Source organism: uncultured Veillonella sp., from assembly GCF_915069625.1.
Taxonomy (GTDB): domain Bacteria; phylum Bacillota; class Negativicutes; order Veillonellales; family Veillonellaceae; genus Veillonella.
Genome location: NZ_CAJZFD010000017.1, coordinates 1 through 17,767, shown reverse-complemented (window position 1 = coordinate 17,767; position 17,767 = coordinate 1). Strand labels below are relative to the sequence as shown.

The window sequence follows — 17,767 nt, the reverse complement described above, 5'->3', positions numbered from 1 at the left end:
GGCAAAGCAGCTCGTATTGGGCTGCTTTCCTTTGCGTGTAAAGGAGATTGTATATGAAACAATTACAAGATATAGTAAAAACTTTGCAAACACCACATGTAGAAGGCAATACAGCTGTTGAGGTATTAGATATTACGGCTGATTCTCGTGCAGTAAAAGCAGGTAGCTTATTTATTGCGTTAGATGGTGCCACTGTAGATGGTCATAATTATGTAAATAAAGCCGTAGAAGCTGGTGCTGTAGCAGTACTTGTATCTAAACCAGTAGAGGTAAGTGGTGATGTTTGTGTTATCACTGTAGAGGACACTCGTAAAGCTATGATGGCATGTGTGCCGTATTTCTTTGATTATCCAGCAAATTCTATGCGTATGATTGGCGTTACTGGTACGAATGGTAAAACGACTACAACGCATATGATTCGTCATATTTTGAAAGCTCAAGGTCATAAAGTGGGCGTTATTGGTACTGTTCATATTATGATTGGTGATACAACATATCCAATTCATAATACGACACCTGATGTAGTGGATTTGCAACATATTCTTCATCAAATGGTAGAGGAAGGTGTTACACATTGCGTGATGGAAGTTTCTTCACACGCATTGGCGTTGGGGCGAGTTTCTGGTGTTGAATATGATACAGCGGTATTTACAAACTTAACACAAGATCATTTGGACTTTCACAAGACCTTTGAAAATTATTTGGCAGCTAAGTGTAAATTATTTGAACAAGTTAGCGCACCTAACCAAACTAAATCTGGTAAAGGGACTATCATTAATATCGATGACGAATATGGTCATCGTGTAATTGAGAAAACAACGGCACCTATCATTACTTACAGTATTGATGGCAAAGGTACGTTGAATGCTCATGATGTAGAAATGACACCTAAGTCTAGCCGTTATACTGTCTCTTATGATGGCCATGACTATACAGTAGCTATGAATACCACAGGTCTATTTAATGTGTATAACACATTAGCAGCTATCGGTGCTTGTTTGTTAGAAGGTATCTCCATGGAAGATATCGATAAAGCATTGAAAACATTTAGCGCTGTGCCTGGCCGTTTTGAGCTCATTGAAGAAGGTCAACCATTTGCTGTGGTTGTAGATTATGCACATACACCAGATGGGCTAGAAAATATTCTACAAACTGCAAAGGCTATTCAAGAAAATCGCATTATTGTAGTCTTTGGTTGTGGTGGTGACCGAGATGCGACAAAACGCCCTATCATGGGTCGTATTGCTGCACAATATGGTGATGTAGTATATGTAACATCTGATAATCCTCGTACAGAGGATCCTGTACAAATTGTGAAAGATGTAGAAGTAGGCGTTAAAGAAGGCCTTCGTGAAGGCTCTCATTATGAAGTAATCGTTGATCGTCGGGAAGCGATTCAACATGCAATACAAAATGCAAAACCTGGGGATATTGTACTAATTGCTGGTAAGGGGCATGAGGATTACCAAATCTTAAAGGATAAAACGATTCATTTTGATGATCGTGAAGAGGCGCGAGCAGCCCTCAAGGAGATCTAATATGGCAGAATTTACATTGTCTCAAGTGGTAGAAGCCACAGAAGGGACGAGTACACATACCGAAAATATTAAGTTCTTAGATGTATCTACTGATACAAGAACGATTGAATCAGGCTTTTTGTTTGTAGCCTTAAAAGGTGATACCTTTGATGGTCATGATTTCATCAACACGGCCATTGAAAAGGGCGCTACAGGTGCAATCGTAGAAAAAGGTCGTGCCGTAGAAGGTATTGTTTGTATTGAGGTAGAAAATACCTTGGTAGCATACCAAAACTTGGCACGTTATCATCGCCGTCGCTTTGATATTCCTGTAGTGGCTATTACTGGTTCTTCTGGTAAAACTACAACAAAGGAAATGGTAGCTGCTGTACTCGGCACCGAATTTAATGTTTTGAAAACTGAGAAAAACTTTAACAATGAAATTGGTTTGCCAAAAACATTGTTGCGTTTAACTGCAGAACATCAAGCTTGTGTTGTTGAAATGGGCATGCGTGGCCTTGGTCAAATCGAGGAGCTTGCGTTGATTGCAGAACCAACTATGGGTATTATTACCAATGTTGGTACTAGCCATATTGAGCTATTAGGTTCTCGTGAAGCCATCGCACAAGCTAAAGGTGAGTTAATTTGTTGCTTGCCTGAAAATAGTGTGGCTATTCTCAATGAAGATGATCCATATGTTAAAGCTATGGATAGCCTTGCTAAAGGTAAAACGATTACCTATGGTATCGAACGTAATGCCACATGTATTGGCAGTCATTTGCGTTATAAAAAAGATGGTATTAAATTTACATGCAAATGTTATGACGAAGTATTTGATATCTTCTTGCCTATGATTGGTGAACACAATGTATATGACGCATTGGCAGCAATCGTAGCTGGTCGTGTGCTAGGCATTAAGTCCAATACGATCCGTAAGGGCTTAAGCGAATTTACAGGTACTCCTATGCGCCAAGAAATCGTACCATTTGAAGATATTGTTATCTTAAATGACGCGTATAATGCAAATCCTTCTTCTATGGCTGAAGCGATAAAAGCTTTGGGTCAGCTAGAAGGTAAACGTAAAATTGCTATGCTTGGTGATATGCTTGAACTTGGTGATTATACTGAACAAGCGCATCGTGAAATTGGTCAATTGCTTGCTGAAGAAGGTTATAGTGTTGTCTTCACATTCGGTGATGCTGCTGCCTTTATAGCTAAAGAAGCTAAAAAAGCAGGCTTAACTACATTCCGTTGTAATAGCCATTTGGAAATGGCCAATGCATATAGTGATATTCGTGAAAAAGGGGATGTTATCCTAGTCAAAGGCTCCCGTGGTTTGCGGATGGAACGAGTTGTTGAAGAATTGAAAGATCGTGAATAAAAGGTTACGGCTAGTTATATCTAGCCGTCATCTGTTTATTAATGAGTAGAGGATTCGTATGATATATCACATTCTATTAGCCTTCGTAGTAACCTTTATTATTACGGTAGTGCTAGGTAAATTTGCTATTCCTATGTTGCGTTCTTTGCACGCACAACAAAGTATTCGTGAAGAAGGTCCAGAAAGTCATCAAGCGAAAGCTGGTACACCAACAATGGGTGGCGCTTTTATGATGGTAGCCCTCGTCATTGGGGTTGCTTTATTTGCACCGTGGAATGTGGGTACTGGTATGTTATTGTTCCTCACATTAGGACATTGTTTATTGGGCTTCTTTGATGATTTTGTAAAAGCTGTAAAAAAACGTAATCTTGGTTTGACAGCTAAGCAAAAATTACTAGGTCAATTTATTTTGGCTGCCATATTCTGTTACTGTATTACTGAAATTATGGTTATTCCTACCACATTGTGGATTCCTGTAGCAGATATTCACCTTCAATTAGGTTGGGCTTATTATGTATTGGCATTTTTAATTATCGTAGGTGCTACGAATGCCGTAAATCTTACAGATGGTCTTGATGGTTTAGCTAGTGGTACATCTGCTGTAGCTGCCATTGCCTTTTCCGTTATCGGCCTTATGGCTGCATCCACAACAAATTCTATTGGCGCTGAAAGCGTTGCTTACTATGGGGCCATTGTAGCCGCTGTATGCCTTGGTTTCTTGGTATACAATGTAAACCCTGCAAAAGTATTTATGGGGGATACAGGTTCTTTAGCATTAGGTGGTGCTTTTGCGGCGATGGCGATTCTTACAAAAACAGAGTTGTTACTCGTTGTCATTGGCGGTATTTTTGTTATGGAAGCGTTATCCGTTATTATTCAAGTTATTTCCTTTAAAACTCGTGGTGTACGAGTGTTTAAAATGAGCCCTATTCACCATCATTTTGAGTTGTCTGGTTGGGCTGAACAAACTGTTGTTAATCGCTTCTGGTTTGGTGGTGCTGTATTAGCTGTTATTGGTGTCATTTTAGCGACTATAACTTTGTAAGATAATACTTAACGGAAGCCGCAAATAATGGTATGCTTATAAGATAGGAATACATTATTTTTGTTGATAATTTAGGTGATACAGATGGAATACGGAGACAAACATATACTTGTTCTGGGCGCTGGTGCCAGCGGTATAGGCGCATCTTGGGTGTTAGCTCAAGTTGGGGCCCATGTAGTATTAAATGATTATAAGCCTGTTACACTGCCTGCAGATGAGGAAAAAAGACTAGTATCAGCGGGTGTAGATATTATTACAGGTCGACAAGATGAATCCTTGCTTGATGGCGTGGATCGTATTGTTATTTCTCCAGGTATTTCTCTAGATATTCCCATTGTAAAAGCTGCTCGAGCGCGTGGGATTGATGTAGTTAGTGAAGTTGAAGTAGCTTATGAGTTATCTAAATCTCCAATTGTAGCTGTTACAGGTACAAATGGTAAGACTACAACTACAACATTATTAACTAAGGTATTGGAAGGAACTGGAAAACCAGTTCGCGTTGGTGGTAATATAGGGGATTCCCTCAGTGAAGTTGCCTATTCCATGCCAGCAGATGGTTTCTTGGTAGCTGAACTATCTAGCTATCAATTAGAAACAATTAAGCATTTTAGACCGATTGGTGCTATTATGCTCAATATTACACCCGATCATTTAGCTCGTCACAAGACGATGGAAAATTATATTGCTGCAAAGGAACGAATCTTTGAAAATCAATTAAGTACAGATTTTATGGTGCTTAATATTGATGATCCAATTGTGGCAGATATGGAACATCGTGTGCCTAGCCATATCCTTAAAATTAGTCAACATCAAGTGGTACCAAATGGTGCCTACTATGATAAAGGGCAATGTTATGTAACAAAGGATGGTAAGGCAACGCCTGTTATTGGAAGCGATGATATCCATATTCCAGGTAGTCATAATATTGAAAATATTTTAACTGTTATCGCTTTAACCTATGCGTTAGGTGTGCCCGTAGAAACTATCCATCGCATTATTAGCGAGTTCCATGGTGTTGAACATCGATTAGAACGAGTTAAAACGATTGATGGCGTTACATTCTATAATGACTCTAAAGCTACTAATGTTGACTCTGTTGTAAAAGCATTAGAATCCTTTGATCAATCAGTTATTTTATTAGCTGGTGGTCATGATAAAATGACTCCATTAGAAGATTTTATGCAGCTTGTTAAAGATCATACAAAAGCTGTTATCTTTATGGGTGAAGCGGCGGACCGATTTGAAGCTGCTGCAAAAGAGGCTGGCGTTCATCCTATGTACAGAGCTTCATCCATGAAAGATGCTGTTGAACAAGGTTATAAATTGGCTGACCAAGGTGATATTGTATTATTATCACCAGCTTGTTCAAGCTTTGATTGGTACAGCTGTTTTGAAGAACGTGGCGATGATTTTAAAAATTGTGTTCATATGTTGCAAGAAGGGAGACACCATTAATGAAACGTATCATTATTTCAGGTGGTGGCACCGGTGGACATATATATCCAGCAATAACTATATATAAGGAAATTATGAAGCAGAACCCTGATGCACAGGTTTTATATGTAGGAACTGAAAAGGGCTTAGAGGCAACTTTAGTGCCTAAAGAAGGCATTGAGTTTACTACATTACCTGTACAAGGTTTGCAACGTAAATTATCTCTTGGTACGTTAGTGACGTTAGGTAAGACGGCTTTCTCTCTTGTGAAAGCCAATACAATCATTTCTAACTTTAAGCCGGATGTAGTTATTGGTACTGGTGGTTATGTCTGTGGTCCTATTCTTATGGCTGCAGCATTGCGCAACATTCCAACATTGATACAGGAACAAAATGTCATTGCAGGTATTACAAATAAAATTCTAAGCCGTTTTGTTGATGTAGTAGCCGTGGGCTACAAGGATGCAGAAGCATCTTTTTCAAAGGCAAAACGCGTAGTGTATACTGGTAACCCAGTACGCCCTGATGTATTAGTCGATACTAGAGCTGATGGACGTAATTATTTTAATTTAAGTGATGACACGTTTACAGTTCTCATAGCAGGTGGTTCTCGGGGGGCGCGAACTATCAATAATGCTATGATTGATGTACATAAGCATTTTCAAGGAATAAAAGGAATCAAATTAATCCATATTACAGGGGACGGAGAATACAAATCTGTGTTATCTCAGCTTGGTATTACCGATGGTGATGGTTTAGGTGATTCTTCAGTGATTCTGCCATATCTACATGATATGCCAAAAGCTTTGGCAGCAGCTGATTTAGCAGTCTTTAGATCTGGTGCTATCGGTCTTGCTGAGCTGGCGGTTCGTGGTATTCCATCTGTGTTGGTACCATATCCATATGCAGCGGAAGATCATCAAACATATAATGCCCGTATCTTTGTTCAAGAAGGGGCTGCTCATATGATCGTTGATCAAATGTTAAGTGCTCATGATTTGATAGGGGAAATTGAAATGTTTATGGCTAATCGTGATTTATTGTCACAAATGGGAGAACGAGCATTGCAATTAGGTAAACCAAATGCGGCTCATGATATTGCAAAATTAGCATTATCTATTGCAAAGTAACAAGGAGAGGTTTTATGTTAGACGGTATTCATAAGATTCACCTTATTGGTATAGGTGGGTCTGGCATGCGTGCTATAGCGAATATTTTAATTCAAAAAGGTTATGATGTATCTGGTTCAGATGTAACTGAATCTGCAGTTATTGAAAAGTTTAGAAGTATGGGCGCTACCGTTCATATTGGTCATAATAAAGAGTATGTAAATGGCGTTGATGCTGTAGTGCGTTCTACAGCTATTCGTGAAGATAATCCTGAAATTGTAGCGGCAAAAGAACAAGGCATTACAATTTTGCATCGTTCCGATATTGTAAAAGCTGTGTTAGACGTAACAGATGGCATTGCAGTAGCCGGCGCACACGGTAAAACTTCTACTACTTCGATGATTGGTCAAATTTTAGTAGAAGCAGATGCTGATCCAACAGTTATTATTGGCGGTGAAGTAGATTATTTAAAAGGCAGTAGTTGCCTTGGTAAAGGCCACTTTTCTGTAGTAGAAGCAGATGAAAGTGATGGGTCTTTCTTGAAACTACGTCCACACACTATTGTTATTACTAATATTGAAGATGATCATATGGATCATTACAAAACAATGGATAATTTGCTAAATGCATTCTGTGAGTTTGTTGAAACCTTACCAGAATCTGGCAAAGCAATCGTATGTGGTGATAATGAAAATATTCGCTACGTTATGAGTCGTGTAAATCGTAACTTCATTACATATGGCTTAAGCGATAATAATGACTATGTAGCTAAAAATATTCATTATGTAGATTCTACATTGGTTTATGATGTATATCATAAGGGTGTAAATATTGAGCGTATTCGCTTGCGTGTTCCTGGTGAACATAATGTATTGAACTCCTTGGCTGCCTTTATTGTGGCTCATGATTGCTGCGGTGTGGAAACACGTATCATTACTAAGGGCTTAGGTAAATTTATCGGTGCAAAACGCCGTTTTGAAACGAAAGGTCATGTAGCCGGTGTATGGGTTGTTGATGACTATGCTCATCATCCTACAGAGATTAAAGCTACGTTGAAAGCTGCAAAAGAGTTAGAAAAACATCGTGTTATCTGTGTATTCCAACCACATCGCTTTACTCGCACTAGCCTGCTAAAGGATGAATTTGCCACTGCTTTCACAAGCGCTGATGAAGTATATATGACAGATATCTATAGCTCTGGTGAAGATCCAATCCCTGGTATTGATGGCAATACAATTCCAAATGCCATTAAAGCGGCCACAGGTCAAGATGTACATTATGTACAGTCTGTTGATGATTTGCCTGAAGTATTATCAAAAGTAGTAAGACCTAATGACTTGGTTATCACCATGGGTGCAGGTTCTATTAATCAATATGGACCAAAATTATTAGCTATATTGGAGGAAGGCTTACAATGAAAGATAAAAAAATAATCGTATTGATGGGTGGTCCTTCCAAAGAGGCGGAAGTATCTCGCCGCACTGGTGCTGCTATTGCGGAAGCACTTGAAAGCAAAGGTTATAGTGCCCAAACATTAGAACTTAATCCACGTACTGTTTTAAAAGATATTGAAGCCCTCGGTGGTGAAGTAGTATTTAATGCCATTCACGGCCGTTATGGTGAAGACGGTGCATTACAAGGCTTATTAGAAATGGCTGAAATTCCATACACTGGGTCCGGTATCATGGCTCATGCAGTAGGGATGAATAAAAAAGTAAGTAAAGATGTGTTTAAAGGTGCCAATATTCCTACGGCGGCTTCCGAGTCCTTCAATGGTAATCTTGAATCTGCAGAGACTATTATTGAACATATCCGCAAAGATTTTACAATTCCAGTAGTTGTAAAATCTGCCACTCAAGGTTCTAGTATTGGGGTTACTATCGTCCGCGATGAAGCTCAGTTGGCAGAGGCTGTAACGGAAGCTCTTAAATATGACCCTATTCTCGTGGTAGAACAATTCCTTGATGGTCGTGAATTTACCGTATCTGTTTTAGATGGCAAAGCTTTGTCTGTTATTGAAATTCGTCCACATTCTGGTGAATATGACTACAAGAGTAAGTATACTGTAGGTGCTACAGAGTATTTAGTGCCAGCACCTATTAGTGAAGAAATGACTGCTGAAATGCAACGCATTGGGGAACTTGTGTATCGCGAAGTACAAGGCAGTGGGGTCATTCGTGTTGATGTTATGACAGATCATGCCGATAAGATGTATGTTCTTGAATATAACACTGTGCCTGGTATGACAGCAACGTCTTTAGTACCAAAAGCAGCTAAAGAAATGGGAATCGACTTCCCAACATTATGTGAAAAAATTCTATTAACAGCTAGTATAGGGAAATTTTAAGGGCTAATAGAAGATAAGGAGTTAACTATGGATGATAAGCAAAACCATCCATCCAACTCTGGGGAGATGCAGTCTTCTACACCTGTTCGTGATGAACGGGCTGTATTTAGAAAACGAGTGTTAAAAATCGGTGGTGCAGTTACTCTCGTGTTGGTGGGGTTGTTTACACTACCTATTCCTTTTGGATCCTTAAAAGTTACTGGATCGGATAAGGTAACTGTACAAGATGTAATGGTAGCAGGTGATATACATGAACCTGTTAATATATTGCAAATTAGTACAGAAAAATTAAAAACTAGATTGTCGAAAGACTTACGTGTTGAAGAGGCCCAAATTAGCTATCAGTTGCCACTTACAATGGTGGTAAATGTGGTGGAACGCAAGGCTGTTGCAGTTGTACCAGCTCAATTTGGATACTTGACCCTTGATGGTAAAGGTCAAGTGATTGCATCTGAGCCTGCTATTCAAGATACATCGGTGCCTATGATTTCTGGTGTGAAAGCTGGAAACATACTCTTAGGAGATACGGTAGTAGATAAGCCGATATTGGCTGCTCTTGAATACTTGAACTCACTTGATGAGGAGACATTCAAGAATATTGCAGAGGTTAATATCGGAGATCCTGATGCAATAATGGCATATACTGTTTCAGGTGTACAGATTCGACTGGGAGATGGCAAAGACTTAGCCAAAAAAGCAGAGCTAACTCAGTCGATGTTACAAGATATTAAAAAGACTCATGGTAATGTACAGTATATAGATGTAAATGTTTCGTCACCGTACATTAAAACCGATGTGATGCCAGAAGGCAAAAAACATCAAAATGGAGCACCGACTACAGAAAATTCATCTACTAAGAAAGATGAGACAAAAACAAGATAAATTAGGTCATGTTGAAAATAAAAGGTAGATGATTGTCGTGAGACACGAACGGTGGGCAATTGCCATAGTCAGCTGTATATTAGGGTTTATGGTTGTAACCCAATATAAGATGACGCAAGATAATATAGAAGAAAATATTCGCTTACAACGGGCTGGTGATTTAGCAGTACAATTGCGAGAGGCCCAGAGTGAACGGGATGCTTTATTAAAGCAAATTGAATCACTAAAAAAATCTGGTGCTAATGGTGACGGTAAAGCTGATGAACAGCTCATGATGAAAGCGGCATTAACAAATGTTAAAGGTCCAGGTGTTAGCGTGTTGATTGAAGATAGCTTAAAGCCTGTTCAAAGTGGTGAAAATCCTAATTTGTATGTAATTCATGATGAAGATATTCTTAGGATTGTCAATGAATTACGTGCTGGTGGGGCTGAAGCAATCGCTATTAATGATCAACGCCTTATAGGAACGTCTGAAATACGATGTTCAGGACCAACTATTACTGTAAATGGTAAGGTCTTTGGTGCTCCTTTTACGGTAAAAGCTATTGGAGATCCAAAGACATTAAATTCGGCGTTAACTATGCGTGGTGGTGTAGTAGATTCGCTTAAACATTGGGGTATAAAGGTAACTATAAAGCAAGAAGAGGATGTTGCTATTCCTGCTTTCACAGGTACCTTTAGAGAGGAACATATGAAGCCTAATGAGTTAGGAGGTAAAGAATGAACATCTATATCTTTGCCATCATTGGCCTAATCATAGGGGCTATCTTAGGATGGATAGCACCACTTCATATCCCTGCTAGTTACTCGAACTATACATCAGTAGCTGTCCTAGCAGCATTAGATGCCGTATTTGGCGGCAGTCGCGCAGCACTAGAAAGAACCTTTGATCTTAGTAACTTTGTAATTGGGTTCTTTTCAAATATGGTGTTAGCTGTTATTCTTGTATATGTTGGTGATTTAATAGGCATTAATTTATACTATGTGGCCCTCATTGGGTTTGGGTTACGTGTGTTTATTAATGTAGGCGCTATACGCAAGATAATTATGACTAAGCGGTTCTAATAAATCACATTCTATATAGTGGAAAGTTTTTAAATTTTAGTGTAAAATAAATGTAATTGTTATAAGATAGTCAGTATATAAATCGATACATTGGGACGTATATTGATACAATAGATAACGATAAGAGGAGGAAGTTCAATGTCTGATTTTGCAAATATTAAAGTTATCGGTGTTGGTGGCGGCGGTAATAACGCTGTAAATCGCATGGTAGATAGCGATCTTAAAGGTGTTCAATTTTTGTCTGCTAATACAGAAAGCCAAGTACTTGAATTGTCTAAAGCGGATGTAACAATTCAAATCGGTGAAAAAGTTACTAAAGGTCTTGGCGCAGGCGCTAACCCACAAATCGGTGAAGAAGCAGCTCAAGAAAGCCGTGAAGAAATCATTAAAGCCCTTGAAGGTGCTGATATGGTATTCGTAACTGCTGGTATGGGCGGTGGTACTGGTACTGGTGCTGCCCCAATCGTAGCTGAATGTGCTAAAGAAATCGGTGCATTAACAGTAGGCGTTGTAACTAAACCTTTCGCATTTGAAGGTAAACGTCGTCGTGCACAAGCAGAAAAAGGCATTGAGTTCTTGACTCAAAAAGTTGATACAATCATCGTTATTCCTAATGACAAATTGTTACAAGTAGTAGATAAAAAATGTTCTTTGAGCGACGCATTCCGCACAGCTGATGACGTTCTTCGTCAAGGTATCAAAGGCATTTCCGATTTGATCCAAGTTCCTGGTTTAATCAACCTTGACTTTGCAGATGTTAAAACTATCATGACTGAACAAGGCGAAGCTTTGATGGGTATTGGTATTGGCGAAGGTGAAAACCGTGCTGCAGACGCTGCTAAAATGGCTATCAATAGCCCATTGTTGGAAACTTCCATTGATGGTGCTAAAGGCATCTTGCTTAACATTTCTGGTAGTGCAAACTTGAGCTTGTTTGAAATCAACGAAGCAGCTGAAATCATTTCTGAAGCAGCCGATCCTGATGCAAATATCATCTTCGGTTCTGTTATTGATGAAAGCTTGGGCGATAGCGTTCAAGTTACAGTTGTTGCAACTGGTTTTAACTCCAGTACTAAGAATGTTCCAGAATTCGGTAAAACAACAACTGCTGCACGTCCAGCAACAAACACATCTGCTCCTACAAGTGGTATCCCTGATATCCCTGTATTCATGAAACGCTAATTTATAGAGTGTATAATCAAAACATTCGTAAATAAGTAACTTAGTAAGACATATCTTGAGATATGTGTATAGGAGGTACAAATGAAGAAATTAGTATTATTAACTCTAGCAGCTACAGTTGTAGCAGGTAGCGCATTCGCAGCAGCACCTGTAACAAAAATTAGCGACGGTTCCACTAAAGTACAAGCTGATTATGCATTTAAACAACATGTATCTAAAGGTGGCGGCAATAGCAACGATGGTTTTGGTGTATCTTTGCAACACGACCTTTCCAATAAAACAGCTGTACAATATTCCTATGATAAATTGAATGCAAAAAATGGCGACATTAAAGATCATCAATTAGCATTAGTTTATAAAGTGCATCCAAACGTAAACGTATATGGTGCTGGTACTGCAATTCGTACAAATGATACTGAATTAGGTTTCCAAGCAGGTGTTATTGGTCATGTACCATTGACAGAAAAAGTTAACGGCTTTGCTAAAGCTGGTTGGGGTAATGATATTAAGCAAACTTACCAAGTAGGTGCTCAATATGAAGTTCGCCCTGATGTAGACTTGAACGTATACTATGGCTATGATAAATATAGCGTAAATAACAACGATAAAACTGCAAAAGGTTTACACGCTGGTGTAGGCTACTCCTTCTAAGGATAACAAAGACCACTCTAATGAGTGGTCTTTTTTTGTACGTTTATAAAAATAGATATCTGTAGGGATGTTATTTATAAATTTATTTTGTATAGGATATTGTATATATCCTATATACCTTAATTTTATTATAAATCAGCTTGCAATTAGTACTATTTCTTATGTATACAATATATTTTCTAAATACTCATTGTATAATTAAATAAGTTTAGGTATGATAAATATGTAATAATTCATTTTAGATAGGATGGTGTAAGTTATGACAAGTGTTGCTGCAAAGCATGCAAAAGGGAAAAAACTTAAAGATGTAATCTTTGTAACTGCTGGCCAAGCCCAAGCTGATGCTAAAGAAAATGGTCGTGAGAACGTTGTTAACGGTACATTAGGTGCGATTCATGATGAAGATGGTAAATTAGTATTCCTTAAAACCGTTAAAGATGAATATTTAAGTCTTCCTGACTCTGAACATATTGGCTATGCACCGATCGCAGGTGTACCTGAGTTCCTTGCTGCTGCAGAGAAAGAATGCTTTGGACAATCTCGTCCAGAAGGTCATATCCGTAGTATCGCTACTGCAGGTGGTACTGGCGGTATTCATCACTTAGTTCATAACTACACAGAACCTGGTGATGAAGTGTTGACTGCTGATTGGTACTGGGGTGCCTATCGTGTAATTTGCAGTGATGTAGGTCGTACACTTGTTACGTATTCTTTATTTGATGAACATAATAACTTTAACCATGAAGCGTTCCAAAATCGTGTAAATGAATTAGCTGCTAAACAAACAAATGTGGTAATTTTGTTTAATACACCTGGTAATAACCCAACAGGCTACTCAATTGAAGATAAAGACTGGGAATCCATTCTTAACTTCTTAAAAGAACTCGTTGCTATTGGTCGCAATAATGTGATCATCAGTATTGATGTGGCTTACCTTGATTATTCTGGTGAAAAAGAAGAGGTCCGTTCGTTCTTTAGTAAATTTAGTCATTTGCCAAAAGAAATCCTTACATGTGTTTGCTATAGCTTGTCTAAAGGCTTCACTATGTATGGTCAACGTGTAGGGGCTTTGATTGGTATTTCTGATGACGAAGAAATTGCTGATGAATTCTTAGAAATCAACAAATCTACTAGCCGTGCTACATGGTCTAATATTTGTCGTCCAGCAATGCGTACAATGGCTAATATTGTGGCTGATCCAGCTAAGTTTAAAGAATATGAAGCTGAACGCAATAGCTACTATCAATTGATTCGTGATCGTGCTGATATCTTCAAACAAGAGGCTGCACAAGTTGGCCTTCCAATGTTACCATACCGTGGTGGTTTCTTCATTACAATTCCTACAGATTCTGCTAATGCTATCTGTGAAGAATTGAAGAAAGAGCATATTTATGTTATTGCTCTAGCTAATGGTATTCGCGTTGCAGCATGTGGCATTCCTAAATTCCAAATGACAGGCCTTGCTGAAAAAATTTATAATGCTATGAAACGTCTTGGCAAATTATAATGCATAAGTTTTACTAATATTAAAGTCCGCTTGATAAGTATATCAAGCGGACTTTTTGTGGGTAATAGAAAAACGTACGCATACTTGATGTATCATTTATGTGTACGCTTTATATATTAATGAATATCTTTATGTTCTTTAATATCTTGGTCAGCTTCCTTAGCCAAATTTTCTAGAGCTCGTTTTGGAGCAGTTCGTTCACCGGTTTCTGGATCTACAAATTCAACGCGATCTAAAGTATCTGTAATTTGACCTCGAATGAATGATAAGTAGATTTCATAAAGTTCTTTTTTTTCTGCTAACTCCTCTGGTGTGAGTGGTTGTCCAGATTTTTTCTTTGCTGCTAGTTCATTTATGCGCTTTAATGTATCGTTAATATTACTCATATTGACCTCCTGTATTCTATATTAGAATAACATGATTTATTATAACATAGAACTAAATGAATACGTATGGTAAGATATAAGTTGTACGCGTCTGTACTTTCACAAGTGAGAAAGGAGAGCTATATGCGTGTAACAAAAGCAATAAAGGCAGAGCAATTGAAATTATTGCAAGAGCATTATTTTGATGCAAAACCTGCCCTTGAGTATACAAATGAATTTGAATTATTAGTGGCAGTCGTATTATCTGCACAATGTACGGATGAGAGAGTTAATATCGTTACTAAACGGTTATTTCCTGAACTAAATCATCCGGCTAAGATGTTAGCAATTGGGGTTACCAAATTAGAAACTCTGATTAAGGACTGTGGCCTTTATAAATCTAAAGCCAAAAACTTGATTGCCACTTGTCAAATTTTGGTAGAACAATATCATGGTGAGGTACCACGCGAATTTGATCAACTTGTAGAATTACCTGGTGTTGGTCGTAAAACGGCCAACGTAGTTGTATCCGTATTGTTTGGTACGCCTGCTATTGCAGTAGATACCCATGTATTCCGCGTAGCTAATCGATTAAAATTGGGTATTGCAAAAACGCCGGAAGAGATGGAGAAAAAGCTGCAAAAGGCTATTCCTAAAGAGGATTGGGCTGCAGCGCATCATTGGTTGATTTATCATGGCCGTAAATTATGTAAGGCTCGTAAGCCATTATGTGAAGAATGTTTTTTAAATCATGTATGTCCTTCAGCTGGAAAGGTTTAATATGAAAGTAAATAACGAAGAATTTATTGCCCTTTGTGCGACTCATGGCATTGAGGGGATTGATATTGTAAATGAGTTAATGCGTTTTAAAGTACTAGATCAACTGATTTCTAGTAATGCTAGCTCTCGTGAGTGGGGTGTAACGGCAGATGATTTATATGCGTTAGCAGAAAAATCCACAGTCGAGTCTTTTGGTCCTGTTCCATATGATTTGAATACATTCCAAGCTCTATATGGTCCATCCTTTAGAGTTGAATTATTTGATTTCATTAGTGATACAGGTATCTTGGATGGTCTTGATGTAGGCACTATTTGGGAAACTCCTGTTCGTGAAAGTATCGAAGCTCATAGCAAAACGGGAGAACTCGTTCTTTATGCTTATGTAGAAGAATATGCAGGTATGGTGGAAGAGATTCTTCAATCTTATGAAGATAAAAAAGTCGTTCTTTATACGGCGTCTCCTGTGAGCTATAGCATTTTGACACGTTTATATCCGATGGCGCAAATTATTAATCAATGGCCTCATCGTAGCTATTTTGATCATATCTTTACAGGTACAGTTGGCATGTTCCAATCTTCTGAAGATATTGTGGAAGAAGTGGCAAATGGACTACATAATCTTGTTCCAGAAGGGACTGCACAATTATTCTTACCTGCTACAATGGCACAAAACCAATTGGGCTTAAATAATATGGCGTTGCAATTCTTCTTGAATCAAAAGCGTGTAGAAGCTATTCGTGAATGGACACCATTAGGGGCTTATGAAATTGTATATGGTAAATACGATGTTAAAAAGATGCGCGTTGGCCTTCGTGAACGCGTAGGGGATGAGTGGAAAACAATTAACTATATTCCATTGCCTCATGGCGTATTTGCTCAATTACCTGTTTTCACAGTATTAAATTATGGTTTGTCTTTACGCTCTATTTTGTTGCCAGGCGGTCAAACTGATGTAGCCTTAGGTCAAGATGGTATTTACTGTATCGATAGCCGTGTTTCAGAATTAGGCCGTAATGCTCTCATTGAAAGTGGCGCATATTTCCTTACATTTAAACGCTATGCGGATCATGTAGATGTAGATATTACTACAGAGGCACCAGCAGAGGATATTTATTGGATGTTCCCAGATGCTGAATTGGCATATATGTGGTATGCATACTTCTGTAGCACTACTGGACAAACATTGATCCAAGAAATTTCCATGCTTGTTCAAACAGATGAGTCCTTCGGCTATATGCTTAGTAGCGTGCGTCGTCGCGTATTAGATGTTAATAATGAAGCCCAATTAATTTCAGCTGTACAGGATGCTGATGAAGCCTATATTAAGGCTGTTACAGAAGCAACAGCAAATTGGAAATCTACGGTAGATGAATTAGGTGCTCAAGTAATGCCTCCTACTACCTCTATAGATATTGAAGACTATAGCGATTATAAAAACTAATTGTAAAAGTACAGTATTTAGTTTAAAATATATCGTATCCTAAAAAATATGAACTACTAAATATAGTAGGTATGAAACATACTACACAGATGTGTAAGAAAGGAGGACTGACTCATGGCAGTTATTAATTTTGAAATCTTCAAAGTTATCGGTACTTTATCTGAAGATAAAGACGGTTGGAAAAAACAATTAACATGTACTAGCTGGGGTAAATATAATCCTAAGTTTGACCTTCGCGCTTGGGATAGTGAATATACAAGCATGAAGAAAGGTATTACCCTTTCTTTAGAGGAGCTCATCGCATTGCGTGATATCCTTAATGAAAGTGACTTAGAGACTATCTTAGCTGAGTCTATTGAAGAAAAACAAGCATCTAAGGAATAGTATTGGCAACTTGCATTTGTACTAGTGTCATGCTATAATCTATAAGAATAATATTGATTGTCGGAAAGAGGTGTATAGAATGAAACAAGGTATTCATCCAGACTATAAAGAAGCTACAGTAACTTGCGGTTGTGGCAACACATTCAAAACTGGCTCTGTAAAAGAAGACCTTCGTGTAGACGTTTGCTCCAAATGCCATCCGTTCTTCACTGGTCAACAACGTGCGGCTCAAGCTCGTGGTCGTATCGAACAATTTAACAAACGTTACGGTAAATAATAGTTTATGTAGCGAAACAATTATTGGCAGGGCTTTGGGCTCTGCCTCTATTTGTTTATGAAAGGAAATCCTTTGGCAAAAGAACGTATTAAGAAGTTCGTTGGTGGACAAGCTGTCATTGAAGGCGTCATGATGCGTGGCCCAGGATATACGGCGACAGCTGTACGTGAGCCTTCCGGTTCTATCGTGGTGCAAAAGGAAGCCACCACGTCCATTCAAGAGCGATATCCTATATTAAAGAAACCATTTTTACGAGGCTGTATAGCCTTATATGAATCTCTTGTCATCGGTATGAAGGCCTTGTCCTTCTCTGCAAAAGCGGCTGGTGATGAAGAGGAAGAAATGTCTAATAGTGAAATTGCCATTACCATGGTATTTTCCACACTATTTGCAATCGCTT

At 38.5% G+C, this 17,767-nt stretch carries 19 protein-coding genes; 18 read left to right on the top strand and 1 reads right to left on the bottom strand.

Features of this window, described 5'->3' with window-relative positions; translation table 11 throughout:
* The first annotated feature begins 53 nt into the window (after positions 1–53).
* The 13 genes from QZ548_RS01815 (at position 54) to QZ548_RS01755 (ending at position 14,120) form a co-directional block, all read left to right on the top strand.
* Complete coding sequence (locus QZ548_RS01815) at positions 54–1,538, top strand: UDP-N-acetylmuramoyl-L-alanyl-D-glutamate--2,6-diaminopimelate ligase (RefSeq protein WP_295867738.1); 1,485 nt, start codon at positions 54–56, stop codon at positions 1,536–1,538.
* Between the two features lies 1 nt (position 1,539).
* Complete coding sequence (murF, locus tag QZ548_RS01810; RefSeq protein ID WP_295867736.1) at positions 1,540–2,898, top strand: UDP-N-acetylmuramoyl-tripeptide--D-alanyl-D-alanine ligase; 1,359 nt, start codon at positions 1,540–1,542, stop codon at positions 2,896–2,898.
* A gap of 58 nt (positions 2,899–2,956) precedes the next feature.
* Complete coding sequence (mraY, locus tag QZ548_RS01805) at positions 2,957–3,943, top strand: phospho-N-acetylmuramoyl-pentapeptide-transferase (protein ID WP_005386234.1); 987 nt, start codon at positions 2,957–2,959, stop codon at positions 3,941–3,943.
* A gap of 84 nt (positions 3,944–4,027) precedes the next feature.
* Positions 4,028–5,398, top strand: a complete 1,371-nt coding sequence (gene murD / locus QZ548_RS01800) for a UDP-N-acetylmuramoyl-L-alanine--D-glutamate ligase (protein WP_295867734.1) — start codon at positions 4,028–4,030, stop codon at positions 5,396–5,398.
* Positions 5,398–6,507, top strand: coding sequence for an undecaprenyldiphospho-muramoylpentapeptide beta-N-acetylglucosaminyltransferase (gene murG / locus QZ548_RS01795; RefSeq protein ID WP_295867732.1), 1,110 nt, complete (start codon positions 5,398–5,400; stop codon positions 6,505–6,507). Before murD ends, murG begins: the two co-directional genes overlap by 1 nt.
* Before the next feature lie 14 nt (positions 6,508–6,521).
* Positions 6,522–7,904 carry a UDP-N-acetylmuramate--L-alanine ligase gene (gene murC, locus QZ548_RS01790; protein WP_295867730.1) on the top strand — a complete coding sequence of 461 codons (1,383 nt, stop codon included), beginning with the start codon at positions 6,522–6,524 and terminating at the stop codon, positions 7,902–7,904.
* Positions 7,901–8,833 carry a D-alanine--D-alanine ligase gene (locus tag QZ548_RS01785; RefSeq protein WP_295867728.1) on the top strand — a complete coding sequence of 311 codons (933 nt, stop codon included), beginning with the start codon at positions 7,901–7,903 and terminating at the stop codon, positions 8,831–8,833. The genes murC and QZ548_RS01785 overlap by 4 nt, the downstream gene beginning before the upstream one ends.
* 27 nt (positions 8,834–8,860) lie before the next feature.
* Positions 8,861–9,715 (top strand): cell division protein FtsQ/DivIB, encoded by an 855-nt coding sequence (locus tag QZ548_RS01780; RefSeq protein ID WP_105089334.1) that lies wholly within the window; start codon positions 8,861–8,863, stop codon positions 9,713–9,715.
* A 28-nt stretch (positions 9,716–9,743) separates the two neighbouring features.
* On the top strand, positions 9,744–10,439 hold the full coding sequence (locus tag QZ548_RS01775) for a DUF881 domain-containing protein (RefSeq protein WP_005386244.1): 696 nt from the start codon (positions 9,744–9,746) through the stop codon (positions 10,437–10,439).
* The gene (locus QZ548_RS01770) at positions 10,436–10,780 is read left to right on the top strand and encodes a small basic family protein (protein ID WP_005386246.1); all 345 of its coding nucleotides are present in this window, start codon (positions 10,436–10,438) and stop codon (positions 10,778–10,780) included. The genes QZ548_RS01775 and QZ548_RS01770 overlap by 4 nt, the downstream gene beginning before the upstream one ends.
* A gap of 138 nt (positions 10,781–10,918) precedes the next feature.
* On the top strand, positions 10,919–11,962 hold the full coding sequence (gene ftsZ, locus QZ548_RS01765; protein ID WP_295867726.1) for a cell division protein FtsZ: 1,044 nt from the start codon (positions 10,919–10,921) through the stop codon (positions 11,960–11,962).
* 81 nt (positions 11,963–12,043) lie between these two features.
* Positions 12,044–12,613, top strand: a complete 570-nt coding sequence (locus QZ548_RS01760) for a porin family protein (protein ID WP_295231837.1) — start codon at positions 12,044–12,046, stop codon at positions 12,611–12,613.
* Between the two features lie 259 nt (positions 12,614–12,872).
* Complete coding sequence (locus tag QZ548_RS01755; protein ID WP_295867724.1) at positions 12,873–14,120, top strand: aminotransferase class I/II-fold pyridoxal phosphate-dependent enzyme; 1,248 nt, start codon at positions 12,873–12,875, stop codon at positions 14,118–14,120.
* A gap of 116 nt (positions 14,121–14,236) precedes the next feature.
* Here the strand turns inward: QZ548_RS01755 and QZ548_RS01750 are convergent, their stop codons facing one another.
* The gene (locus QZ548_RS01750) at positions 14,237–14,506 is read right to left on the bottom strand and encodes a DUF896 domain-containing protein (protein ID WP_005386262.1); all 270 of its coding nucleotides are present in this window, start codon (positions 14,504–14,506) and stop codon (positions 14,237–14,239) included.
* Positions 14,507–14,629: 123 nt separating this feature from the next.
* Between QZ548_RS01750 and nth the strand changes: the two genes are divergently transcribed.
* The 5 genes from nth to QZ548_RS01725 all read left to right on the top strand — a co-directional run.
* Entirely contained in the window at positions 14,630–15,265 is a 636-nt protein-coding gene (nth, locus tag QZ548_RS01745) for an endonuclease III (protein ID WP_295867722.1), read from the top strand.
* Between the two features lies 1 nt (position 15,266).
* A complete protein-coding gene (locus QZ548_RS01740; protein ID WP_295867719.1) occupies positions 15,267–16,706 on the top strand; it encodes a hypothetical protein in 1,440 nt (479 codons plus the stop codon).
* A 114-nt stretch (positions 16,707–16,820) separates the two neighbouring features.
* Positions 16,821–17,090 carry a YdbC family protein gene (locus tag QZ548_RS01735; protein ID WP_005386267.1) on the top strand — a complete coding sequence of 90 codons (270 nt, stop codon included), beginning with the start codon at positions 16,821–16,823 and terminating at the stop codon, positions 17,088–17,090.
* Between the two features lie 79 nt (positions 17,091–17,169).
* Positions 17,170–17,367, top strand: a complete 198-nt coding sequence (gene rpmE, locus QZ548_RS01730) for a 50S ribosomal protein L31 (protein WP_004696185.1) — start codon at positions 17,170–17,172, stop codon at positions 17,365–17,367.
* Between the two features lie 57 nt (positions 17,368–17,424).
* The coding region (locus tag QZ548_RS01725; RefSeq protein ID WP_295867740.1) for a DUF1385 domain-containing protein at positions 17,425–17,767 on the top strand (343 nt) is incomplete at its 3' end.